At 66.6% G+C, this 20055-nt stretch carries 14 protein-coding genes; 7 read left to right on the top strand and 7 right to left on the bottom strand.

The window, feature by feature from the left end:
* Nucleotides 1–3 precede the first annotated feature (3 nt).
* Complete coding sequence (locus tag ACR9ZH_RS01990; RefSeq protein WP_481289087.1) at nt 4–867, bottom strand: universal stress protein; 864 nt, start codon at nt 865–867, stop codon at nt 4–6.
* Nucleotides 868–928: 61 nt separating this feature from the next.
* On the opposite strand from ACR9ZH_RS01990, the gene trhA reads away from it, so the two are divergent.
* Nucleotides 929–1588 carry a PAQR family membrane homeostasis protein TrhA gene (gene trhA / locus ACR9ZH_RS01985; RefSeq protein WP_481289086.1) on the top strand — a complete coding sequence of 220 codons (660 nt, stop codon included), beginning with the start codon at nt 929–931 and terminating at the stop codon, nt 1586–1588.
* A 126-nt stretch (nt 1589–1714) separates the two neighbouring features.
* Here trhA and ACR9ZH_RS01980 read toward each other — a convergent pair whose 3' ends face one another.
* From ACR9ZH_RS01980 to ACR9ZH_RS01970, 3 genes are all read right to left on the bottom strand, one after another.
* A complete protein-coding gene (locus tag ACR9ZH_RS01980; protein WP_481289085.1) occupies nt 1715–3478 on the bottom strand; it encodes a DUF885 domain-containing protein in 1764 nt (587 codons plus the stop codon).
* A gap of 71 nt (nt 3479–3549) precedes the next feature.
* Nucleotides 3550–4032, bottom strand: a complete 483-nt coding sequence (locus ACR9ZH_RS01975) for a DUF456 domain-containing protein (protein ID WP_481289084.1) — start codon at nt 4030–4032, stop codon at nt 3550–3552.
* Nucleotides 4032–4796, bottom strand: a complete 765-nt coding sequence (locus ACR9ZH_RS01970; protein WP_481289083.1) for a DUF3298 and DUF4163 domain-containing protein — start codon at nt 4794–4796, stop codon at nt 4032–4034. Before ACR9ZH_RS01970 ends, ACR9ZH_RS01975 begins: the two co-directional genes overlap by 1 nt.
* A gap of 82 nt (nt 4797–4878) precedes the next feature.
* Between ACR9ZH_RS01970 and ACR9ZH_RS01965 the strand changes: the two genes are divergently transcribed.
* Complete coding sequence (locus ACR9ZH_RS01965; RefSeq protein WP_481289082.1) at nt 4879–5541, top strand: RIO1 family regulatory kinase/ATPase domain-containing protein; 663 nt, start codon at nt 4879–4881, stop codon at nt 5539–5541.
* Between the two features lie 679 nt (nt 5542–6220).
* Here ACR9ZH_RS01965 and ACR9ZH_RS01960 read toward each other — a convergent pair.
* Nucleotides 6221–6997 carry a ferredoxin--NADP reductase gene (locus tag ACR9ZH_RS01960; RefSeq protein WP_481289160.1) on the bottom strand — a complete coding sequence of 259 codons (777 nt, stop codon included), beginning with the start codon at nt 6995–6997 and terminating at the stop codon, nt 6221–6223.
* Between the two features lie 142 nt (nt 6998–7139).
* Between ACR9ZH_RS01960 and ACR9ZH_RS01955 the strand changes: the two genes are divergently transcribed.
* Nucleotides 7140–7532, top strand: coding sequence for a hypothetical protein (locus tag ACR9ZH_RS01955; RefSeq protein WP_481289081.1), 393 nt, complete (start codon nt 7140–7142; stop codon nt 7530–7532).
* Nucleotides 7533–7631: 99 nt separating this feature from the next.
* Here ACR9ZH_RS01955 and ACR9ZH_RS01950 read toward each other — a convergent pair whose 3' ends face one another.
* Complete coding sequence (locus ACR9ZH_RS01950) at nt 7632–10658, bottom strand: TonB-dependent receptor (protein ID WP_481289080.1); 3027 nt, start codon at nt 10656–10658, stop codon at nt 7632–7634.
* Between the two features lie 467 nt (nt 10659–11125).
* On the opposite strand from ACR9ZH_RS01950, the gene xth reads away from it, so the two are divergent.
* The 4 genes from xth (at nt 11126) to ACR9ZH_RS01930 (ending at nt 18256) form a co-directional block, all read left to right on the top strand.
* Nucleotides 11126–12043 carry an exodeoxyribonuclease III gene (gene xth, locus ACR9ZH_RS01945; protein ID WP_481289079.1) on the top strand — a complete coding sequence of 306 codons (918 nt, stop codon included), beginning with the start codon at nt 11126–11128 and terminating at the stop codon, nt 12041–12043.
* Nucleotides 12044–12119: 76 nt separating this feature from the next.
* Complete coding sequence (locus tag ACR9ZH_RS01940; RefSeq protein ID WP_481289078.1) at nt 12120–14282, top strand: ATP-binding protein; 2163 nt, start codon at nt 12120–12122, stop codon at nt 14280–14282.
* The gene (locus ACR9ZH_RS01935; RefSeq protein WP_481289077.1) at nt 14279–15136 is read left to right on the top strand and encodes an alpha/beta hydrolase; all 858 of its coding nucleotides are present in this window, start codon (nt 14279–14281) and stop codon (nt 15134–15136) included. The genes ACR9ZH_RS01940 and ACR9ZH_RS01935 overlap by 4 nt, the downstream gene beginning before the upstream one ends.
* 66 nt (nt 15137–15202) lie before the next feature.
* Entirely contained in the window at nt 15203–18256 is a 3054-nt protein-coding gene (locus tag ACR9ZH_RS01930) for a sensor histidine kinase (RefSeq protein WP_481289076.1), read from the top strand.
* Here the strand turns inward: ACR9ZH_RS01930 and ACR9ZH_RS01925 are convergent.
* Nucleotides 18247–20028: a glycoside hydrolase family 97 protein gene (locus tag ACR9ZH_RS01925; RefSeq protein ID WP_481289075.1), complete on the bottom strand. Its 1782-nt coding sequence runs from the start codon at nt 20026–20028 to the stop codon at nt 18247–18249. The genes ACR9ZH_RS01930 and ACR9ZH_RS01925 overlap by 10 nt on opposite strands.
* Between the last annotated feature and the right edge of the window lie 27 nt (nt 20029–20055).

Raw genomic sequence — 20055 nt, 5'->3', positions numbered from 1 at the left:
GCGTTAATGCGCGACAAGCATCGGCACGTCGGACTGCATGAAGAGGAACCGCGTGGTTCCGCCGAGTACCATTTCGGAAAGGCGCGAGCGGCCCCATGCGCCCATGACGATCAGGTCGGCGCCTTCGGCGTGCGCCGTGTCGAGCAGGGCGGGACCGGGCGCGGCGAAGGCTTTTTCGTCGAGGCGGCGAACCTCCGCCTTGACGCCATGCGAGTCCAGCCAGCCGCAGATGTCGGTGTCGGGCAGGGCACAGGTGCCGACGTCCTCGTCGCGGCTGCCGTCGATCACGGTGACTCGGCTGGCCTTCCGCAAAAGCGGCAACGAGGAGCGCACCGCGAGGGCGGATTCGCGGCTGCCGCTCCAGGCTACCAGCACGTGTTCGCCCAGCGTTTCCACGGGCGCGGCCTCGGGCACGACGAGCACGCCGCGGCTCGAGGCGAATACGGTGCGCGATACCACGCCGAAACCGACCGGCGCGTCGCCGCGCATCGTCGAGGAACGCTCCATCACGATGAGGTCGTAACCGGCGGAGGCATGTGCGAGCAGCGACACCGTGTCGCCGTTGCCGACGCGCCAATTGCCTTCGAGGTGGCGCGAAGCGAGCAGGGTGGCCCAGTCGCCCGCGACCGCCTTCGCGTCGGTGGCCCGCTGGCGGACGGCGTCGAGTTGCATGGGCACGGCTTCGGGCACGGTATAGGCGGCGGCCGGAAGGTCGACCACGTGCAGCGCATCGAGCCGCGCACCCAGGCGCGTGGCCATGGCCAGCGCGGCGCGGAGTCCCGCACCCTGGGGCGGAAGACGGCCGATGTGCACGAGCAGTTCAAGGAGCATGTCCCCATGGAACAACGGCGGGGATGGCGCGGTCAATGGGCGGATCGCCCGTCATAGGCTACCCTCGACGACCGAGTCCCCTCCCCAGGAGCGCCCCATGGTCCTCGACGGCACGCAGCCCCGCTATCCCCTCGGCGAGGAAGTCGCCAGCAGCGTGATCCACGGCATCGGGCTGGTGCTCAGCATCGCCGGACTGGCCGTGCTCGTGGCGTTTTCGGCCATGTACGGCGGCGCCCGCGCGGTAGTGGCCAGTTCCGTGTTCGGCACGGCGCTGATCCTGCTCTACACCGCGTCGACGCTCTACCACTCGATTCCCGGCGAGATGCCCAAGCGCATCCTGCGCACGCTGGACCACATCGCCATCTTCCTGCTGATCGCCGGCACCTATACGCCGTTCACCCTGCTGGTCCTGCCGGGCGCCTGGGGATGGGGGCTGTTCGCGACTATCTGGACGCTGGCGATCCTGGGCAGCGCCGCGGAACTCGGCCTGCTCAAGCGCTACCGCAAGCTCGCCGTGGCCATCTACGTGGCGATGGGCTGGGTGGCGGTCGTCGCCATCGAGCCCCTGCGCAATAACCTGTCCACCGGTGGCCTCCTGCTGCTCTTCGGCGGCGGCGTGGCCTATACGGCCGGCGTGCCCTTCTATATGGCGCGGAAACTGCCATACCACCACGCGATCTGGCACTTCTTCGTCCTCGCCGGCAGCGTGCTGCACTACCTGGCGGTGCTGCTGTACGTCATTCCTGGCGCCCCCTAAAGCCCGAATGTAGGAGCGCGCACCGCGCGCGACAGCCTTTCGCCGCTGTTCCAAAACTGGCGCGCCAGCTTTGAGGACGGAGGCGAAAGGCTGTCGCGCGCAAGGCGCGCTCCTACACCTCTACGGTTATTTCTTTTCCTGCGCCGGAATGAAGCGCGTGCGCACGGCCTCCGCCAGCAGGTCCGGCGGCAGCAGGCCCTGGGCGATCAGGAAATCGTTGAACGCCTTGCGATCGAACTTGTCGCCGAGCCGCGTCTGCGTTTCCGCACGCAGTTGCAGGATGCGCGTGTACCCGTAGAAGTAGGCGGTGGCCTGCCCCGGCGAGTTCAGGGTGTAGCGGTCCAGTTCCTGGCGCGCCATCGGTTCCGAGAGACCTACGTCGTGCACGAGGATGTCGTGCGCGCGGTCGCGCGTCACCATGCCGAGGTTGAGCATAGGATCGAGGAAGGCGCGGGCGGCGCGCAGCAGGCGGAACTGCAACGCGATGAACTGCCCCGCAGGCGGCTCGTACGGCAGCATTTCCGCTTCGGCATAGAGTGCCCACCCTTCCACGTTCACGCTGTTGAAGGCGAACAGGCTGCGCGTGAGCGAGACCCCCTGTTCCACCATCGCGGCGAACTGCAACTCGTGGCCCGGGCGGCCTTCATGGGCGGTGAGCGTCCAGGCGGCGGCTTCGAAGGTGAAGTCGTCGTACGTCTGGGTCTTGTCGCCGTCGGCGGGCGGATTGCCCGTGGTCAGGACGAAGGTGCCGCGTTGACCGGTGTTGCCGATGAAGGGCGGAGGATCCATGTGCGGTGCCGGCGTGCGCGCGTTCTCGGCTTCCGAGGCAAGGCGCATCGCCATCTCGCGCTTGGGCAGCTCCACGATGCGCTGCGTGCGGATGATGTCCTCGATCTTGGCGATCACCGCGTGGTACGCCGGCTCCACCTTGTCCTTCGCGAGCTGTTTCTTCTTCAGCGCCTTGAGCACGTCGCGATAATCGCCGTTCGGCAGGCCTTCGGCCTTGGCAACCACGGGCGCGAGCATCTGCATCGCATAGGTGGTTTCCATGAACTCCAGCTGCGCGCGGTCGATGAGGTCGCGTGGCGAGATGTCGAGGCCCACCTGCTCGAGGTTGTACGCGTAGAGCGGCTCGGGCAGGCGGAAATCCGTGCGCGCGCGTGGCAGCACGACCTTCCTCACCCAGGCGTTGTAGTCCTTGAGCTGCTGGTCGAGCTTCGCCATCGCTTCGTCGGAGCCCGCGATCTTCTTTTCCGCGAAGAGCTTGCGGATGCCGTCGACGTAGCGCTGCGTATTGCCCAGCTTTTGTTCGACGTCGGCTTTCACCGGCCCGAGCAGCGACTTGTCGCCGAGTTTCTCGGTGGTGCGGGCCTTGGCCTGCTCCACCAGCGGCGTGCAGCCCGGTGCCATGCCCACATAGCACTTCAGGCGGCCCAGGGCGGCCTTGTTCTGCTCGGGCTTGCTCTCGGCATTGAGCAGCGAGAATTCGCCGCTGAAGACGATCTGCCCCGCATCGAACCACGGCAGGAGGTACTTGGTGTTGAGGTCGATGCCCTTGATGCTGCCGTCGATCTGTTTGAGCAGGATCTGAAGATCCTGCTTCACGTTCGGATCCTTTTCTTCGGCCAGGCGCTTGTTCACCGTCTCGCGCACCTGGACGAGGGCGGCGCGCTGGCGCTTGTCCACGTCCGGGCCCAGGTCGACGGTCTTTTCGTCGAAGCCCTTGAGGCCGATATCGGTGGCGGATTCGGGGCTGAAGCGGGCGGTGACGTCGAGCAGGGGCTGGGCGTCCGCATTGCTGCGGGCGATCCAGGCCGGCTGGGTGGCGGGTTCGGCGTGCAGGCAGCCGGCTGCCAGTGTGACGGCCGCAAGCGTGAGTCGTCGGAACATGTGTATCTCCCCGTGGCAATCAGCCGAGACTAGCGGCAGGGACGGGGCGCGCCAAGGTGACTGATGGCCGATCAGCTGAAAAGCAGGGCCAGGCCCGCCATTCCGATCATCAGGAACGAGATCACTACCTTGGCCAGGATGCCGACCAGCATGCCCACCCACGTGCCCACGCCGACGTGGGCGGAGCGCAGCACGCTCGTGCCGGACCAGAGCTCGCCGGCCATCGCGCCGGCGAATGGCCCGATGATCAGGCCGGGGATACCGAAGAACATGCCGGCAACCGTGCCGATGCCGGCGCCCCAGAGTGCGCGCGGGCTGGCGCCGATCTTCTTCGCGCCGAGCGACGCCGAGACGAAGTCCAGGGCGATGCCGATGGCGCCGACGATGCCGATCGCCACGAGCCAGCCCCATCCCAGATGGCGATACTGGTCCACGGCCGCGGCCAGCCAGATGCCACCGAAGATCATCGGAATGCCGGGCAGGATGGGCAGGATGGCGCCTGCCACGCCGCCTGCGATGAGCGCGGCGGCGAGCAGGTAGAGGAACAGTTCCATCAGCGGAAGGCCTCGCGGTATTCGGGTTTGAGGTAGGCGGCGAAAGCCTCGCTCGGTACGTCGACCGCCTGCGGACCCGCGGCATAGGACGCCACCTGGTAGGGCGGAAAGATGAAGGTGAGGCCGTGCACCTTGTTGTCCGGGCCGGTGAGCAGGCTGAAGACACGGTAACGGCCCTTGCCGGGCGCGGTGCCGTCCTCGATCTGTTCGCTGTTCGAGGCCAGGGGCTCGTCCTGGTCGTCGAGTGCCGTGAGCAACTGGCGGCGCGCTTCGGTGGCGAAAGCGTTCTCGGCAGCCCGCGGATCGGCGAACAACTCGTCGATGTCCACCACCTGTTTCTCTTGGAGGTCGTAGGTGAAACTGTCGATGATCGGCGCGGGATGCGCACCCCCGGTGAATGCGGAGCCGTCGACCTGCACGTTCACGAAGCGGTCGGTGCGCGAGGCGACGGCGATGTCGAGGTTGAGGTCCCAGGGCAGTTCCCGCGCCCGCGCGCGGGCGGCCGGGGTATCCAGGCTGGCGAGGAAAGCGCGCTTCTGCGCCTCGACGTATCCGTCGATGGTCTGGCGCAGGCCCGGAGCCGACGGGGGGAGCTCGGGCAGCTTCAACTCCATCGTGTAAAGGCCTTCGCGCGCCGATTGGGTATGCTTGTCGACACCGGCCCGCGCGGGCGGCGTGTCCCCTCCCTGCGTCCGGTCGGCGTCGTGGCAGGCGGTAAAGCCAGCCGCGGCAAAGGCCAGCGACAGAATACGTCGCGACAGCATCGTGCGTTCTCTCCCTGCGAAGCTCGCATCTTAGCGTAGCTGCCGGAAGGCGGAGAGCGTGTCAACGTAATGAAGGAAGAGCGTGCCGAACGCGACGACGGAATCCATCACCCTGCTCAAGGCCGACGAACTCGGTCGTATCGAGCATGTCCAGCGCGATGGCGTCTCACTGATCCGGCGGGATATCGGCGCGGCGCGCTGGTGGGCGCGCGGGTTCGCGCGCCGTGCCGCTGCACGCGAAGCCCGCGCGCTCGCGCGGCTGGAGGGCGTGGATGGCGTCCCGAGGCTGCTTGCATGGAACGGACGCGTGCTGGAGCGCAGCTACATGGCGGGCCGGCCGATGCAGCTCGGCAAGCCGGTGGACCCGGGGTACTACCGTGCCGCGCTGCGCCTGCTGGCCGTGCTGCATCGCCACGGCATCGTGCACAACGATCTCGCGAAGGAGCCGAACTGGCTGGTCCGCGAGGACGGCACGCCGGGCCTCGTGGACTTCCAGATCGCCTGGACCCGTGGTCGCCGCGGCGCGCTGTTCCGCCTGTTGGCGCGGGAGGACCTTCGTCACCTGCTGAAACACAAGCGCACCTACGTGCCCGAGGGTCTCTCCACGAGGCAGCGCGCCATGCTTGCCCGGCCCGCCGCGCATTCGCGTCTCTGGCGTGCCACCGGGAAGCGTCTGTACAAGTTCGTCGCCCGCCGCATCTTCGGCTATTGGGACAACGAGGGGCAGGGCAGGATCAGGCGCTGACCTTTGGATACGAAAACTCGCAGTGGCGTAATGATGACCTCAACTAAAATGCCCTCATTACTTCGAGGGCACCCTATCCGCAACATCAACGGCGACAGCGGTCGCTGTCCTTATTCTTTGCGTTTTCCTAAGAGCAGGAGAAAACCTGATAAATAGGGTCGACTAAGGTGCAGTTATGAAACCAAGTGGGAAGTGCGTCTTGGGGATTGGCGTCGGGAGCATCTCCGGTACATGAAACCTGTACAGATACAACGTAAGGAGTCGATTGGCCGGTGGCCTGACTCCCAGCCCGGCAAAAATAGGTTGTCTCGCCCAAAATAGGGCCCTGGTGCGACTCGTCACCATAGAAATAATCAGTAATTTGAAACGCACGCCCTGCCATGGCTTGTCCCGACAGCCCTGCCAGAGTCACCGCCACTATGGCGCCACACAGCCATTTTCCATTCAATTTACCCGCCATGAGAAATCCTCGTTCACGCTAGTTGGAACCGCTTCTGGAGCGGAATTAGCGCCTCCCCCGAGACCAAGGCCACCCGAACATAACAAATGATTGGCAGTACATTCTGTGACGCGTCCTGCAGATAAAGATGTCGATCTGATCGGAAGGGACGAAAACATCTCTTTTTTGGGCGCGCCGATGGAGGCCTCTTCGGCAGGACCTGGAAATATGATTAACCGATCACTTCTCGACGAAAGCGCGCTCGATGACGTAATCGCCCGGCTCGCGTGTGCGCGGCGAGGCCTGGAAGCCTTCTCCGTCGAGCAGCACGCAGATGTCGTCAAGCATGGAGGGGCTGCCGCAGAGCATCACGCGATCCTCGGCGGGATTCAATTGCGGAAGACCGATGGTCCGGGCCAGCTCGCCGTCGGCGATCGCATCGGTGATGCGGCCGCGATTGCGGAACGGTTCCCGGGTGACGGTCGGGTAGTAGATCAGCTTCTCCCGGATGAGAGCGCCGAGGTATTCGTGCTGGGGCAACTCCTTCTCGATGTAATCCGAGTAGGCCAGGTCGTTCACGTGGCGCACGCCGTGCGCCAGCACCACCTTGTCGAAGCGCTCGTAGGTGTCCGGATCGCGGATGATCGACAGGAACGGGGCGAGCCCGGTGCCGGTGCCCAGCAGGTACAGGCGCTTGCCGGGCTTCAGGTCGTTGAGGACCAAGGTCCCCGTGGGCTTGCGGCTGACGATGATGGGATCGCCCGGCTTCAGGTGTTGCAGCCGCGAGGTGAGCGGGCCGTCTTGCACCTTGATGCTGAAGAACTCCAGGTGTTCTTCGTAGTGCGCGCTGGCGATCGAATAGGCGCGCATCAGCGGCCGGCCGTCGACCTCCAGGCCGATCATCACGAAATGCCCGCTTTCGAACCGGAAACCCGGGTCGCGCGTGGTGCGGAAACTGAACAGGCTATCGTTCCAGTGGTGCACGTCGATGACGTGCTCGGTCGCCAATGCCACCATGATCTGCTTGTACCTCGAATACGGAGTGCGCCGCACCGTGGGTGCGCGCCGGAGACCTGCAAGTTTAAGGCATCCGGGAACGGGGCGCCCGAGGCCCCGCTGCTAAGATGCGGGACCCGTCTGGAAGAAGAGGAGAAACCCGGTGAGCAAGCCCGACTACGCCGTGGGCCAGTCCTGGACGTATCGAACGCGCCCGGGCGAGGAAGCGTCGCGCGTGGCCATCCGGCGGATCGATATCGAGCCGGAGGACGGCCAGGTCTTCCACGTCTCCATCCTGGGCGTGAAACTGCGCAACCACCGGCTCCCGGGCGGCCTGCAACCGGCCATGCACCACGCCGCGGTCTCCCGCGCCAGCCTTGACGCGAGCCTTCTCAAGGTCGACGGCGAGGCCGATGCCGAGGAAAGCTGGCGCGATGGCTATGGCGTCTGGCGCCAGGCAAACGACAACGGCGATGCAGGCGTTTTCGACCTCCCCCTGGCCGAGGTGCTCGGCTATATCGAGAAGGTCGTGGCCGCCTCGGGCGAGGCGCGCTAAAAAAAAGAGCGCCCGGTCCACGGGAAACGGCTGGGGAGGAGCCGGTTCCCGTGGAGGGGCGCAAGTGTCACACAGGGATCTTGCTTGGTTTAATGCACCTTAGAAGTCGTAGCTGACTGCCAGGCGGGCGTAGCGCGGGTCCTGGGTGTACAGCGGGACGCGGTAGATCGGATGCGGCGTACCACGCGACTCCCACTCGGTCGGGTAACGGAACGTCGGACGCTGCTGGTTGAGCACGTTGAAGACGTTCGCGGAGAACGCCAGCTTCGAGCCGGCCCAGTCCGGCCGGTAGGTCAGGCCGAGGTCCAGCTGGAACGTCCACGGCAAGCGGCCCTTGTCGCCCGGGGGCGAAGGCTGCCCGTCGCACCAGTGGTAGGAGCTGTTGTAGTGAGCGGGGTCTTCCTGATCCGGGCCCCAATAGCCGAGGCAGACTTCGGGCGCGCCGGAGATTGCCTGCAGGTTGCCGGACAGCTGCCACTCGGGCGCGAACTGCCAGTAGCCATAGGCTTTGAACACATGGGTGTGGTCATTGCCGAGCGGGCCGTTGGCGTAATCCATTACCCAGTGGTTGTCCCAATCCACGCTGCCGGCGGCACCGGACTGGCGCGTATCGGTACGGGCCTGCCCTTCGGTGTTGCCGTAAGAGTGCGACCACACGTAGTCGAACTTGCCGTACCAGGTGCCGTCGAACTGGTGCTCGGCGTAGAACTCGGCGCTGAGGTACCGGCGCTTCGTCTTCGGCATGCCCATTTCTTCGCGGCTGAGCGGCACGACGAACGGATTGCCCGCGGAATCGATGAGCGTGAACTTGTTCGAGTGGCCGCCGTTGACGAGGTAGCAGCTATTCGTCGAGCCCACCGTGTAGCCGAGGGCCGCGGCCTTGTCCGTGACCACGCCAAGATCGCAGAAGTCGTCGATGACTGCGTTGAGCTTGCGCTGGGTCAGCTTGACGCCGTAGGTCCAGTTCTCGTTGAAGGTCTTGTCGAAGCCCAGGATGAATTCGTCCTGGTTCTCGGACTTGAGGTCCTTCGCGGCCACGGTGCGTGGGTCGGGCGGGATGCCATACGAGTTGTTGCCCGAGACCACGCCGCTGAACTGGGTGAGACCCGTCGGATTGCCGGTTACCGGATCGATGCCCGAGTAGGTGAAATACTGCTGCGTGGCGGTGTAACCGGCAGCCGCACCCGTGGCCGGATTGAGCGGCAGGCCGAGGTAGTAGCGGCCGGCGTTGGCATAGACCTTGAAGCTGCCGTCACCGTTCACGTCCCACGATGCGCCGAGGCGGGGCGCCCACTGCGGACGCGTCTGTTCGATGAACGGCTGGCCGAACTGGTTGTAGTCGGTGAACTGGTCGTTGCGCAGGCCGATGGACAGCAGCACGCGGTCGTTGATCTGCCACTTGTCCTCGATGTACTGGGCTTTCTGGTCCGAGCGCACGTTAACCAGGTTATTGACCACGTTCTTGCTGACCCAATAACCGCCGGCACCGTTCGGGAACAGGGCAGGGGCGGGCACGAAGTTGCGGCCAGGCGTGCCGTCGATGGCCTCGTTCGGGTCCTTCTGGATACCGTAGCTCCACACATACCCTGGACCCGGGCTTTGCGTCCCGAAATCTTCGACGCGAGAACGTACGTTGTCGATACCGACCGAGATCGTGTGATCGCCGAGCACGTAGGCGACGTCGAAGCGCAGGTTTGTCGACTTGTTGCCACGGCCCGGCGAGCTGATGTCCGCCACCTGGTTGTTCTGGATCGGATGGCCGCCGTTCAGCGCCGGGTTCTGGCGCGCAGAATTGTCGACGCGGACGAGGTCCGGGTCGTAATCGGCCGCCTGATCGTAGTTCTTGCTCGACATCTTGCCGTACATGGCGCTCACGGTGAGGTTGTCCGTGATGTAGCCCGTGTACTTCGCCACCCACAGGTCGCCACCTTGCTTAGTGTCGTTGAGGTCGCCGATGCGTGCGGTGCGCGAGAGGTTCGCGTAGTCGTAGCTGTAGCGGGTGCCCGAGCCTTCCCGCTTGTCGCCGGCGCTGGTCAGCTCGAGGATGTTGCTGTCGTTGATGTTCCAGTCGACCTTGCCGTACCAGCGCGGATTGCGGTAAGTCTTCGTGTCGGCGGGCGTGTTGCTGCCCACGCTGTTGACTTCGCGCAGACCCTGCTTCTCGAATTCGCCGGCCAGGAAGAAGAACAGCTTGTCCTTGATGAGCGGGCCGCTGGCATACGCGCTGACCGTGGTGGTCCACTCGTCGTTCTGGCTCTTCGGCTGGTACAGGTCGCCGGCCGGAGCGGATTCCGGGGTGTTCGCGTAGTGCAGGTTCGGACCCGAGGCGCGCGCCCATGCCGGCTCCCACAGGACCTGAGCACCGAAGTGCCACTGGTTCGAACCGCGCTTGCCGACCTGGTTGATCACGCCGCCGTCGGAGCGCCCGTACTGCGCGCTGTAACCGCCGGTGTAGACCTCCTGCTGGTCGATCGCACCGTAGGGAAGCTGCAGGCCGCCAAGCGCGTTGAGCGGGTCGGTGGTGTTGAAGCCGTTGACGTAGTATGCGTTCTCGTTCGCCGCGGCACCGCCGAAGCTGGCGACCGAGCGGCCGGTATCGCTGGTGAAGCCGCCGCCGTTATTCACGACACCCGGCGCAAGGCGCGCGATGTCTTCGGCGGAGCGGCCGAGCGGGATCTTGGCGAGCTGTTCGGAGGTGATGACGGTGCGCGAGTCGACCGCGGTCACGTCGATGCTGGGCAGCGCGGTGCCGGTCACGGTCACGCCTTCCAGGCTCTCGGCGTTCGCCGAGGTTGCCGGCGCGGCGTTGAACGACACGTCGGTGCTCGCGCCGACGCGCAGGGAGACGTTCTTGCGGGAGTCGACGACGGCGCCGTCGCGCATGAGGGTCACCGAGTAGGTGCCCAGGGGCAATTGGGAGACGGCATAGCGGCCGCGTTCGTCGACCTGCACCTCGCGGCGGAAGCCGTTGCCGCTCTCGATCACTACCGTTTCATTTCCCGCCACGGGCGCCGAGCCATTGATGGCGCCGGTGGTGGACTGTGCATAGACGCTCGAAACGCCGCTCAGGCAGGTACAGACCGCCAGTGCAAGTGCGCTCCTGCGAGAGAGAAACTGCTTCTTCATGCTTTCCCCGAAAAAAAAGTGATGCCCCAGATATGACGATCACGCGGGAAGCGCGGCGCGGGCGCCCCTGCCCGGCACTACGACGCGGAGCCCTCGAAGACCCCTCCCGCGCTCCGTCGCTTGCTATCCATTTGCCTCGATCCAAATGGAATGAATCGAAGATTTACAGCAGGCAGCAGGGGTTGTCCAGCGGCATGCACGTCCGATTGCCGTCCCTGCGATTCAAACGCATGTACTGCTGCTATGCAGCAAAAAACGCAGTAACCATATGTATTTATGAATATTGTCGGCGCCGCTGACGCTTGCCGAAAACGTGCATTTTCGGCACCAGGCAGGACCGCAAAAAATTGTTGCTCCGACCATGTCAACGACGCCCGTGGCGACCTTTTTGGATCGAGGCAAATGTCGTGCCAACCATATGGACGTCCATCACCGTGTCTCCACCCGCGCTGCCGGAGAGTCGCGCGATGAAAATTGCCACCTACAACGTCAATGGTGTCCGCTCGCGATTGCCGAACCTGCTCGAATGGCTGGAGCGCGAGGCGCCCGACATCGCGTGCCTTCAGGAGCTGAAGGCGATCGACCAGGGATTTCCGATCGATGCCATCAACGATGCGGGATACGGCGCGCTATGGGCGGGCCAGGCCTCGTGGAACGGCGTCGCGATCCTGGCCAAGGGCGTCGATCCTGTAGAGAGCCGCCGCGGGCTGCCGGGCGATGCCAAGGACACGCAGAGCCGCTACCTCGAGGCGATGGCGCACGGCATCCTGGTCGGCTGCATCTACCTGCCCAACGGCAATCCCTGGCCCGGCCCCAAGTTCGACTACAAGCTCGCGTGGTTCGAGCGCCTCCTGCGCCATGCGCAGGGTTTGCTCGATTCGGGGCAACCGGTCGTCCTCGCCGGCGACTACAACGTGGTGCCTACCGACGAAGACATCTACGACCCGAAACACTGGCGGCGCGATGCCTTGCTGCAACCCGAGAGCCGGGAAGCCTATGCGCGCCTGCTTGCCCAAGGCTGGACCGACGCGCTGCGCGAGTGCCATCCGGACGAGCGGATCTACACGTTCTGGGACTATTTCCGCCAGCACTGGCCCCGTGACCGGGGCCTGCGCATCGATCACCTGCTGCTGGCCCCCGTCCTAGCGGGCCGGCTGAAGGATGCCAACGTCGACCGGTGGGTTCGCGACCGGCCCAAGGCGAGCGACCACGCGCCGACCTGGGTCGAACTGGCGCCGCCGCCGCGAAAGCGGGCTCCGGCGAGGAAGACCACGACAAAGCAGGCTGCCGCGAAAAAGACCGCCGCCAGGAAGACCCCGGCCAAGAAAACCTCGGCCAAGAAAACCTCGGCCAGAAAGCCCGCGCCACGCCCCACCCGCACATAGGCCCGGGCCTGGGGTTGCCACGGGCGGCAGAGTTAATAGACTAGGCCGCTAATGGGGAAGCCGGACCAGGCAGTAAATGAAGATCGATGACGGCAGCGGAAGGCGCGCCGAACCGGTGACGCTCGGCGAAGTCGCCGCGCGGCTGCGCAATCCCCGCATCGATCGCATCGTGGTCGGCTTTCGCGAGTACCGGGTGGCCCCATTGCGAGCCATCCTGCTCGGGCTCATCGTGGTCTGGACCGCGGCCTGGCTGCACGGTCCGGCCCGCATGGCGGCCGACGCGCAGCGTGTCGTCCCCGTCGCGCTCGGCCTGTTCGTCCTCAGCGTCGTATGGATGCTCTGCGTGCGGATCAGGCCGCTGCGTCAGAACGCGGCCGTCGACGCGATCGGCAGCGCCGCCAACTTCGTGATGGTCGCCATCCTGCTGAAGGCCGCCTTCATGCTGGTGGTCACGCTCACGGCGGTGCTGCCCTTCCTCTCCGTGGCCCTTGGCGTGCGTTACAGCCGCCGTGCCTTCGCCGCGGGCGTGGCCGCGTCCGTGCTCATCCTCGCCATCGTGCCTCCCGACGGTTATTGGGTCGCCCGCCCCGCCTATGCGCTCTACGCGCTGGGCCTGGTCGTCGTGCTGCCGATGACCCTGTACCGGATGATGGAAGCGCTGCGCGAGGTATCGGCCGAGGCGATCGCATCACGCGAAGCCCAGCATCGTTTCATTTCGATGATGAGCCACGAGATGCGCACGCCGCTCAGCACGGTGATCCACGCCGCTTCGCTGATCGATACCTCGGTGATGGGCGAGGACCAGCGTGGCCTGGTCGCGTTGCTTTCCGCGAACGCCAACGCGTTGCTGCATCGCGTGAACGCGGTGCTGGACGTCGCCTCGTTCGCCGGCGGCAGCTTCAATCTGCGCCATCAGGCCTTCGCCTTCGACGAAGTGCTGGCCACCGTCGGTGCGGTCTGCCGCCCCTTCGCCGCCGAGAAGCGGATCGTGTTCAACCTTGCGCGCGACGCTTCGGTGGAGGGCATCTTCATCGGGGACCCGGGACGCATCGAGCAGGTATTGTCCAACCTCGCCTCGAATGCGCTGAAGTTCACCCCGCCCGGAGGCTCGGTGGACGTGCGCGTGGAGCTGATCGAAGGCATCGGTGGCCGCGAGCCGACCATCGTCTGCACCGTGACCGACACCGGGATCGGCATCGCCGATGCGGACAAGCAGCGCATCTTCGATCCGTTCCACCAGCTCAGCGGGGGGGAAAGCCGGCGGCAGGAAGGCGTGGGGCTCGGCCTCTACGTCGTGCGCAACGTGTCCGAACAGATGCGTGGCAGCATGGAGGTCGCCGACAACCCCAAGGGTGGCGCGGTATTCCGATGGCGCTTCCCGCTGCCTCGCGCGGCGCCCGGTGCGCGCAGCGCGTCCGAGGTGCCACTCACGGAGTTGCTCGACGACCATCGGGCACGCGTTCCCGCGCAGCGCTGCCTCGTCGTCGACGACAACGCGGCAAATCGCGAGATCGTGGGCCGCATCCTCGATCGTGCCGGGCATGTCATCGTGTTCAGCGAAAGTGGCGACGAAGCGCTGGCACGCCTCGCGACCGAGTCGTTCGACCTGATCTTCATGGACCTGCACATGCCGGGCAGTTCCGGTTGGGACGTGCTGGGCCGCATCGACACGGCACGCCGTTCGGGCAGCGTGCCGCCGATCATCATGCTCAGCGCGGATTCGAGCCATGACGCCGTGCGCATCGCCTTCAAGGCGGGTGCCAGGGCCTACCTCACCAAGCCGATCGCGGCGCAGCGCATGCTCGACGTCATCGAGGCCGTGGTCGAGGAGCGTCGTCTTGAAAGCGTGGCACGGCTCTGGCAGCCCGCTGTCGAGCCCGCGGCAGAGCGCGACGGCTCAAGTCCGCTGGAAGACATGCGCGCGCTTAGCAGCCTCGAGGAGTTCTCGGAGTTCGTCGAACTCTGCGCGCGGACGGCGGCGAACCACCTGGAGGGCCTGCGCGGGGCGATCCTCTCGCAGGACGTGGCCGCGGCGACGGAAGCGGTGCACGCCCTGCGCAACGTGCTGGGCAATCTCGGCGTTCCGGGCGGCGACAGGGCGTGCGACGACATTGCCGTGATCATCGAAGCGGGCGGCGACATGCGCTCGGCCGTCGTGGCGGTCGACGGACTGGCCCGGTCTGTCCACCGTTTCGTGTCGGTCCAGCGCGAGCAATTGCGCGCGGTAGCCGGCGCGTGACGGAACTCGACGAACTCGCCGCGCGGATTGACGGTCAGGAACGCGCGACGGCGGGGCTCAAGCCCGACAACGAAGCGCGTATCGTCTTCCTCGCGGAGACGCCGCACACCCGGCGAGCGCAGTCCGTGGTGTACCTGCATGGGTTCACCGCCAGCCAGGCCGAAGGCGATCCTGCACACCGGGCCATCGCCCAGGCCTGCTCCGCGCACCTGTTCCTCAATCGCCTCACCGGCCACGGCAGCGAACGACCCGATGCGATGGCGGGCGTCACGCCGGAACGCTGGCGGGCCGACGCCGACGAGGCACTCGACGTCGGTCTGCGCCTTGGCGAACGGGTGGTGCTCGTGTCGACGTCGATGGGAGCCTCGCTCGCCCTGGACCTCGCCGTGCGCCGGCCGGACGCGATCGAGGCGGTGGTTGCGTGGTCGCCCGGCATCCGCGTGCACGACCCCGAGCAGCTGCGCGCCGCGCTGCTGTTGCAGGGGCCGGTCGTGCCGCCGGGCGAACGTTCTGCCTTCCAGCGCCGCTACTGGTCGTCGGTGGTGCACTCCGACGGGTACCGGGCGATCGCGCGCCTGTTCCTCGAGTGGATGCGGCCGGAGCGGCTGCACGCGATCGCCTGCCCGGTGTTCTTCGGCCTGTGGGATGGCGGGGAGGGCGACCGCGACACGCTGACATCGGTGACGGCGATGCGCGAGGCCTTCGATTGCCTGGGTACTCCACCGTCGCGGCGCCGGCTGGTGGCATACGACCATGCGGCGCACGTGCTGGCCTCGCCCGAGCGCTCGCCCGCGGCGGCGCGCGTGCTGGCCGATTCACTGGCGTTCCTGCGCGAGATGGGCATCGCACGGTAGGGAGCGGCTGGCGGAATTCGTTTTCCGCTATCTTTGTGTATTATTGTTGTTCCAGGACCTGACCAGGTGCGTTCTAAACGCGCGATGTCCCGGTGGACCGCGATCTGGCTGTCCCTGGCCGGCTGGCTGGCGTTCGCCTGTGCCGCATGGGCGATGGACAGCCGCGACCGCGACGTCAGCCAGTTCTATCACACGGCGTGGACGGTGCGCGAAGGAGCTCCCGGCCAGGTGACGGCGCTTGCACAGACGGCCGACGGTTACCTGTGGCTCGGCACGCAGACGGGGCTGTATCGCTTCGACGGCGTGCGCTTCGAGCGCTACCGTCCGCGTGAGGGAGGCGATTTCCTGGCTTCCAGCGTGGCCTCGCTTTACGCACCGCCATCGGGCGGACTGTGGGTCGGCTTCCGTTATGGCGTCGCCTGCTTCATCGACGGCGAGCGCGCGACGCATTACTCGGCGGGATCCGGGCTTCCCCCGGGCACGATCTATGCGATCGGTGGAACGCCCGACGGGAGGATCTGGGGGGCCTCGTTCAACGGCCTCGTCCAGTTCGATCATGGTCGCTGGCATCTGGTGCAGCAGGCGATGGGCCTGCCTGGCAAGCACGCGCGGAACCTCTCCGTGGATCGCGAAGGCCGGCTCTGGGTGGCAACCGAGGATGCGCTCGCATGGCTTCCGGCGGGTGGACAGCGTTTCGAGGTCGCGACCCGCGCGGTCGGCAGGGTGAACCGCATCGCGGAAGCGCCCGACGGATCGATCTGGGTGGCCGAAGCCGATGGCGGCGTACGACCCGCATGGATGGGGAAGGACGATCCGGCCGCGGCGGGGCCCGTGCTGCGCCTCTCCTCCGCGGGCTTGTTGTTCGACCGCGACGGAGCGCTGTGGATGCCGACGCTGGGTGACGGAATCCGGCGCGTATCGCGCGTGCGCGACCTCGCCGGCATGGAGATCGGTGCCGAAGGCAAGGAGGCGCAACGCTTCGTCGAGCGCGACGGATTGAGCTCCGACTACGTCAGCGCCGTGATCCAGGATCGCGAAGGCAATATCTGGGTCGGCGGCAGCAGGGGACTCGACCGGTTCCGCGTCAGCCGGCTGTTGCCCGCATTGACCTCGCCAGGCGCCACCGACTTCGCCATGGTTGCCGCCCCCGGTCACGGCATATGGGTGGGCACGAAAAACCAGCCGCTCAGTCGCGTTGAAGATACCGGCGTCTATCCCACAGAACTGGTACAGCCGGTGACCGCGGCAAGCCGCGATGCCGACGGTGTCTGGCTTGGCGGGCCTGGCGGCATCTGGCGCCTGCACGACGGCAAACCCGAACCCTATGCATCGCTGCCCTATCCCGACTACTCGGGCGTGCAGGCGATCGCGGGCGATGGCAAGGGCGGCGCCTGGGTATCGATCAACCGGCCGGGCATTTTCCATTTCACCGAAGGCGGCTGGGAACACGATCCCCTGCCCGCGTTCGGCAACGACCCGTCGCCGCTCGTGCTGCTGAACGACCATCACGGGCGGTTGTGGATGGGCTTCGCGCGGAACACGATCCTCGTGCGCAAGGGCGATGCGGATATCCGTATCGGCACCGGCGAGGGCCTGGACGTGGGCAACGTGACCGCGCTGCTCGAAGATGGCGAGACGATGTGGATCGGAGGCGAACGGGGTGTCGGTGCGCTCGTCGGCGGTCGCGCGCGGATGATCCAGGTCTTCGGCGAGCCGCTGCGCGGCGTGTCCGGCCTGGTCCGCGATCGCCGCGGCGATTTCTGGATCAACGCGGCGCAGGGCATTGCCCGCATCCGCGCTGCCGACATGGCACGCGCGCTGGCGGACGCCTCTTACCTCCCGCGGGTGTCGCTGTTCGATTCCCTCGACGGGTTGCCCGGCACGCCCGCGCAGTTCCGTCCGGTGCCCACCGCCGTGGTCGCCGACGATGGCCGGCTGTGGTTCGCCACGACCAGCGGCATCGTGTCGATCGATCCCTCCGACATCCCGCACAACCGGCTCGCGCCGCCGGTGGCGATCCGCACCATCTCCACCGATGCGGGCACCTGGCCGGCGGGCGCGTCGGTGAGCCTGCCGGCGGGGACCGAGCGCCTGCGCATCGCGTTCACGGCGACGAGCCTGACCATGCCGGAGCGCGTGCGCTTCCGCTACCGCATGGAAGGGCTCGATACGCGATGGCGCGACGCCGGCACTGTACGCGAGGCGGTCTATACCGATCCGCCGCCGGGCCGGTACGTCTTCCACGTGATCGCGACGAACGAAGACGGCGTCCCGAACGAGGTGGGCGCATCGATCCCGGTGACGATCGCGCGCGCTTTCTACCAGATGCCGTGGTTCTTCCTGCTGTGCATCGTGCTGGTGGCGCTGTTGATCTGGGTCGCTTTCCTCATTCGCCTGCGCCGCATCGCCGTCCAGTTGCGCGCGCGCCTGCAGGAACGGCATGCGGAGCGCGAGCGCATCGCCCGCGAGCTTCACGACACGCTGCTGCAGAGCATCCAGGGACTCTCCATGCGCTTCCAGGCGATCGCCAACCGCGTGCCGCCCGACGATCCGCTGCGAGCCGCGATGGAAAGCGCGCTCGATCGTGCCGACCAGGCGCTGGTCGAGGCGCGGGACCGCGTGCGCGACCTGCGCACCCATGCCGGCGAATCGTCCCGGCTCGACGTCGCGCTCCGGGCCCTCGCCGCTGCCTGCACGGCGGAGCACGCCGTGCCGGTGTTCGTGGCCATCCTTGTGGAGCTGCGCGATCTGGATCCGCTGGTGCGCGATGAGCTGTTCCGCATCGCACGCGAGGCCGTGCACAACGCGTGCGTCCATGCCGACGCCAGCCGCATCGACCTGACGCTTCGCGTCGACGACTGCGCGCTGCTGCTGAGCGTGCGCGACGACGGCCGTGGCATCGACGATGCAGTGCTTCGCGATGGCCGCGAAGGGCACTGGGGGCTCCGCGGGATTCGCGAGCGCGCCATCGCCGTGAGCGGCATCGCCTCCATCGCCACCCCCGAGGGTGGCGGTACGGAGGTGACGGTCCGCGTGCCCCTGGAGCGCGCCTTCCCGGCCCGGCACACGCCGCTCGGGTCGGCGTGGCGCCGGCTACGCGACAGGTTTCGTCAACGGTAGCAGCCGTTGCCGAACTGGCCCTTCGCGAGCGGGCAGAGAATGGCGGCGAAACCCCCGTTCACCGGCACGTCGAAGGAAAGCGAGCCATCGGCCGTGACATTCTGCGCCGACCGGACGACATCGCCCCGGCCGCTGCCGTCGCGAACGATGTCGGCGTGCCACGGGCCCACGCCCAGCGTGACGAGTGGCACGGTGAGGCGGCGTGCGGGGCCGGCGGCGATGGCACCGATGAACCAGCGATCGCCGCTGCGCCGGGCGAAGATCGCATCCTGGCCGGGTGCTCCGGCGATCAGCTTCGTTTCGTCCCACACCGTGGGTATCTGGTCGATGAAGGCGAGTGCCTGCGGCCGCTTCTCGTACGCTTCGGGCCGGTCGGCGAGATGCGTCCAGCCGGATTCGAACACGATGGGCAAGGCCACTTCATGGGCGATCGACGCTTCCTTGCGCCCGGCGTCGAAGGCCACGGGCGTGTAATCCATTGAGCCCACGACATCACGCGTGTACGGCTGGATGGTGTTGCCGACGGCAGGCGGATCGTTCTCCGCGCCGCGCACGCCTTCCATGCTCATGAGGTGCGGCCACGTGCGCGCGAGACCGTGCGGAATCGTGGCGCCATGGAAATTGACCATAAGGTGCAGGCGTGCCGTGTCGGCGAGGGTGGCGTCGTACCAGCGGTAGCGCGCCTGCGAATCGGATTCCATGAAGTCGATCTTGACACCCTTCACGCCCCATCCCTTCACCTTGGTGAGTTCGGCCATGCGCTTGGCCGGCGTGTCCAGCTTCGACCAGTGGAACCACAGCAGCACGTCCACCTGCTTCGCATTGGCATAGCGCACCAGCCCGGGTACCCAGGCGTCGCTCCAGCCCTCGTCCACCAGCACGTAAGGAATCCGGTTGCGCGAGGCGAAGTCGACGTAGGCCTTCTGCCGTTCATAGTTCGAAGGGCTTTCGTGTTCGCTCAGCCACGACCAGGCGACCTTTCCGGGACGAATCCACGAGGTGTCGGCAAACCTCGCCGGATCGGCCAGGTCGTCCACCAGGGTGGATTCGGTGACGGTGGCCAGGTCGCCGGCGATCACGGTACGCCACGGCGTGACGCCGGTGCTTTCCACCCGCGCGTCGGCAAGGGTCAGCGCGTAGGTTGCGCTGTTGGCCGTATGGGTTAGCCGGCTGCCGTCGTAGCGGCCGTCGGCGTTGGCTTCGGTGATCAGCAGGTAGTTGTCGCCGACCCGGAACAGCGACGGATAGCCGAAGTCCCCGGATGTCGCTGCCCCGGCCGTGGTTTCGATGCGTTCCTTCTCGTACTGCGGGTTATACGGCAGCAGCCACGCCTTCGCGCTGGCCGGCACGACGAACGCGGTGGCCTCCCCGGTGATCGTGGCCTGCGTCGCGCCGGGCAGTTCGTAGCGGAACGCGACGCCGTCGTTGGCGATGCGCACGACGACGTCGAGTTTCTGCCCCCTGCCGTTCTGCAGCGAATAACGGGTTTCGGTAAGGTTGGCGTTGCGCTCGAGCCGCTTGCCCACCGTCATGCGGTAGCGTTCGTTGAGCTGGCGATGGCTCGTGGCGATGAGCTTCAGGTCGCGGGTCAGGTCCGCGTCCGCGGTGCGTAGCCCGAGTGTCTCGTCCACGAGGGCCAGCCCGTGCGGATCGGTGATGCTCAGCACCGGGCGGCCACCGTCGCGGAAGACGAGCGTGGCGAGCGGCGGCGCGGCGAAGGCGGGAACGCTGAAGAGGGCTGCGAGCGCGGCGGCGAAACGGACTGGCTTCATCCGGGTTTCCTGTCGATGGCGAGAGGA

It is taken from the genome of Luteibacter sp. SVR4-7G (assembly GCF_056755555.1).
The sequence above is the reverse complement of the archived record's forward strand: the minus strand, read 5'-3'. Positions and strand labels throughout refer to the sequence as shown.

Coding starts and splice junctions, on each gene's coding strand:
- trhA (WP_481289086.1), top strand. CDS start 929: ATGGTCCTCGACGGCACGCAGCCCCGCTATCCCCTCGGCGAGGAAGTC.
- ACR9ZH_RS01980 (WP_481289085.1), bottom strand. CDS start 3,478: ATGTTCCGACGACTCACGCTTGCGGCCGTCACACTGGCAGCCGGCTGC.
- ACR9ZH_RS01975 (WP_481289084.1), bottom strand. CDS start 4,032: ATGGAACTGTTCCTCTACCTGCTCGCCGCCGCGCTCATCGCAGGCGGC.
- ACR9ZH_RS01970 (WP_481289083.1), bottom strand. CDS start 4,796: ATGCTGTCGCGACGTATTCTGTCGCTGGCCTTTGCCGCGGCTGGCTTT.
- ACR9ZH_RS01960 (WP_481289160.1), bottom strand. CDS start 6,997: ATGGTGGCATTGGCGACCGAGCACGTCATCGACGTGCACCACTGGAAC.
- ACR9ZH_RS01950 (WP_481289080.1), bottom strand. CDS start 10,658: ATGAAGAAGCAGTTTCTCTCTCGCAGGAGCGCACTTGCACTGGCGGTC.
- xth (WP_481289079.1), top strand. CDS start 11,126: ATGAAAATTGCCACCTACAACGTCAATGGTGTCCGCTCGCGATTGCCG.
- ACR9ZH_RS01940 (WP_481289078.1), top strand. CDS start 12,120: ATGAAGATCGATGACGGCAGCGGAAGGCGCGCCGAACCGGTGACGCTC.
- ACR9ZH_RS01925 (WP_481289075.1), bottom strand. CDS start 20,028: ATGAAGCCAGTCCGTTTCGCCGCCGCGCTCGCAGCCCTCTTCAGCGTT.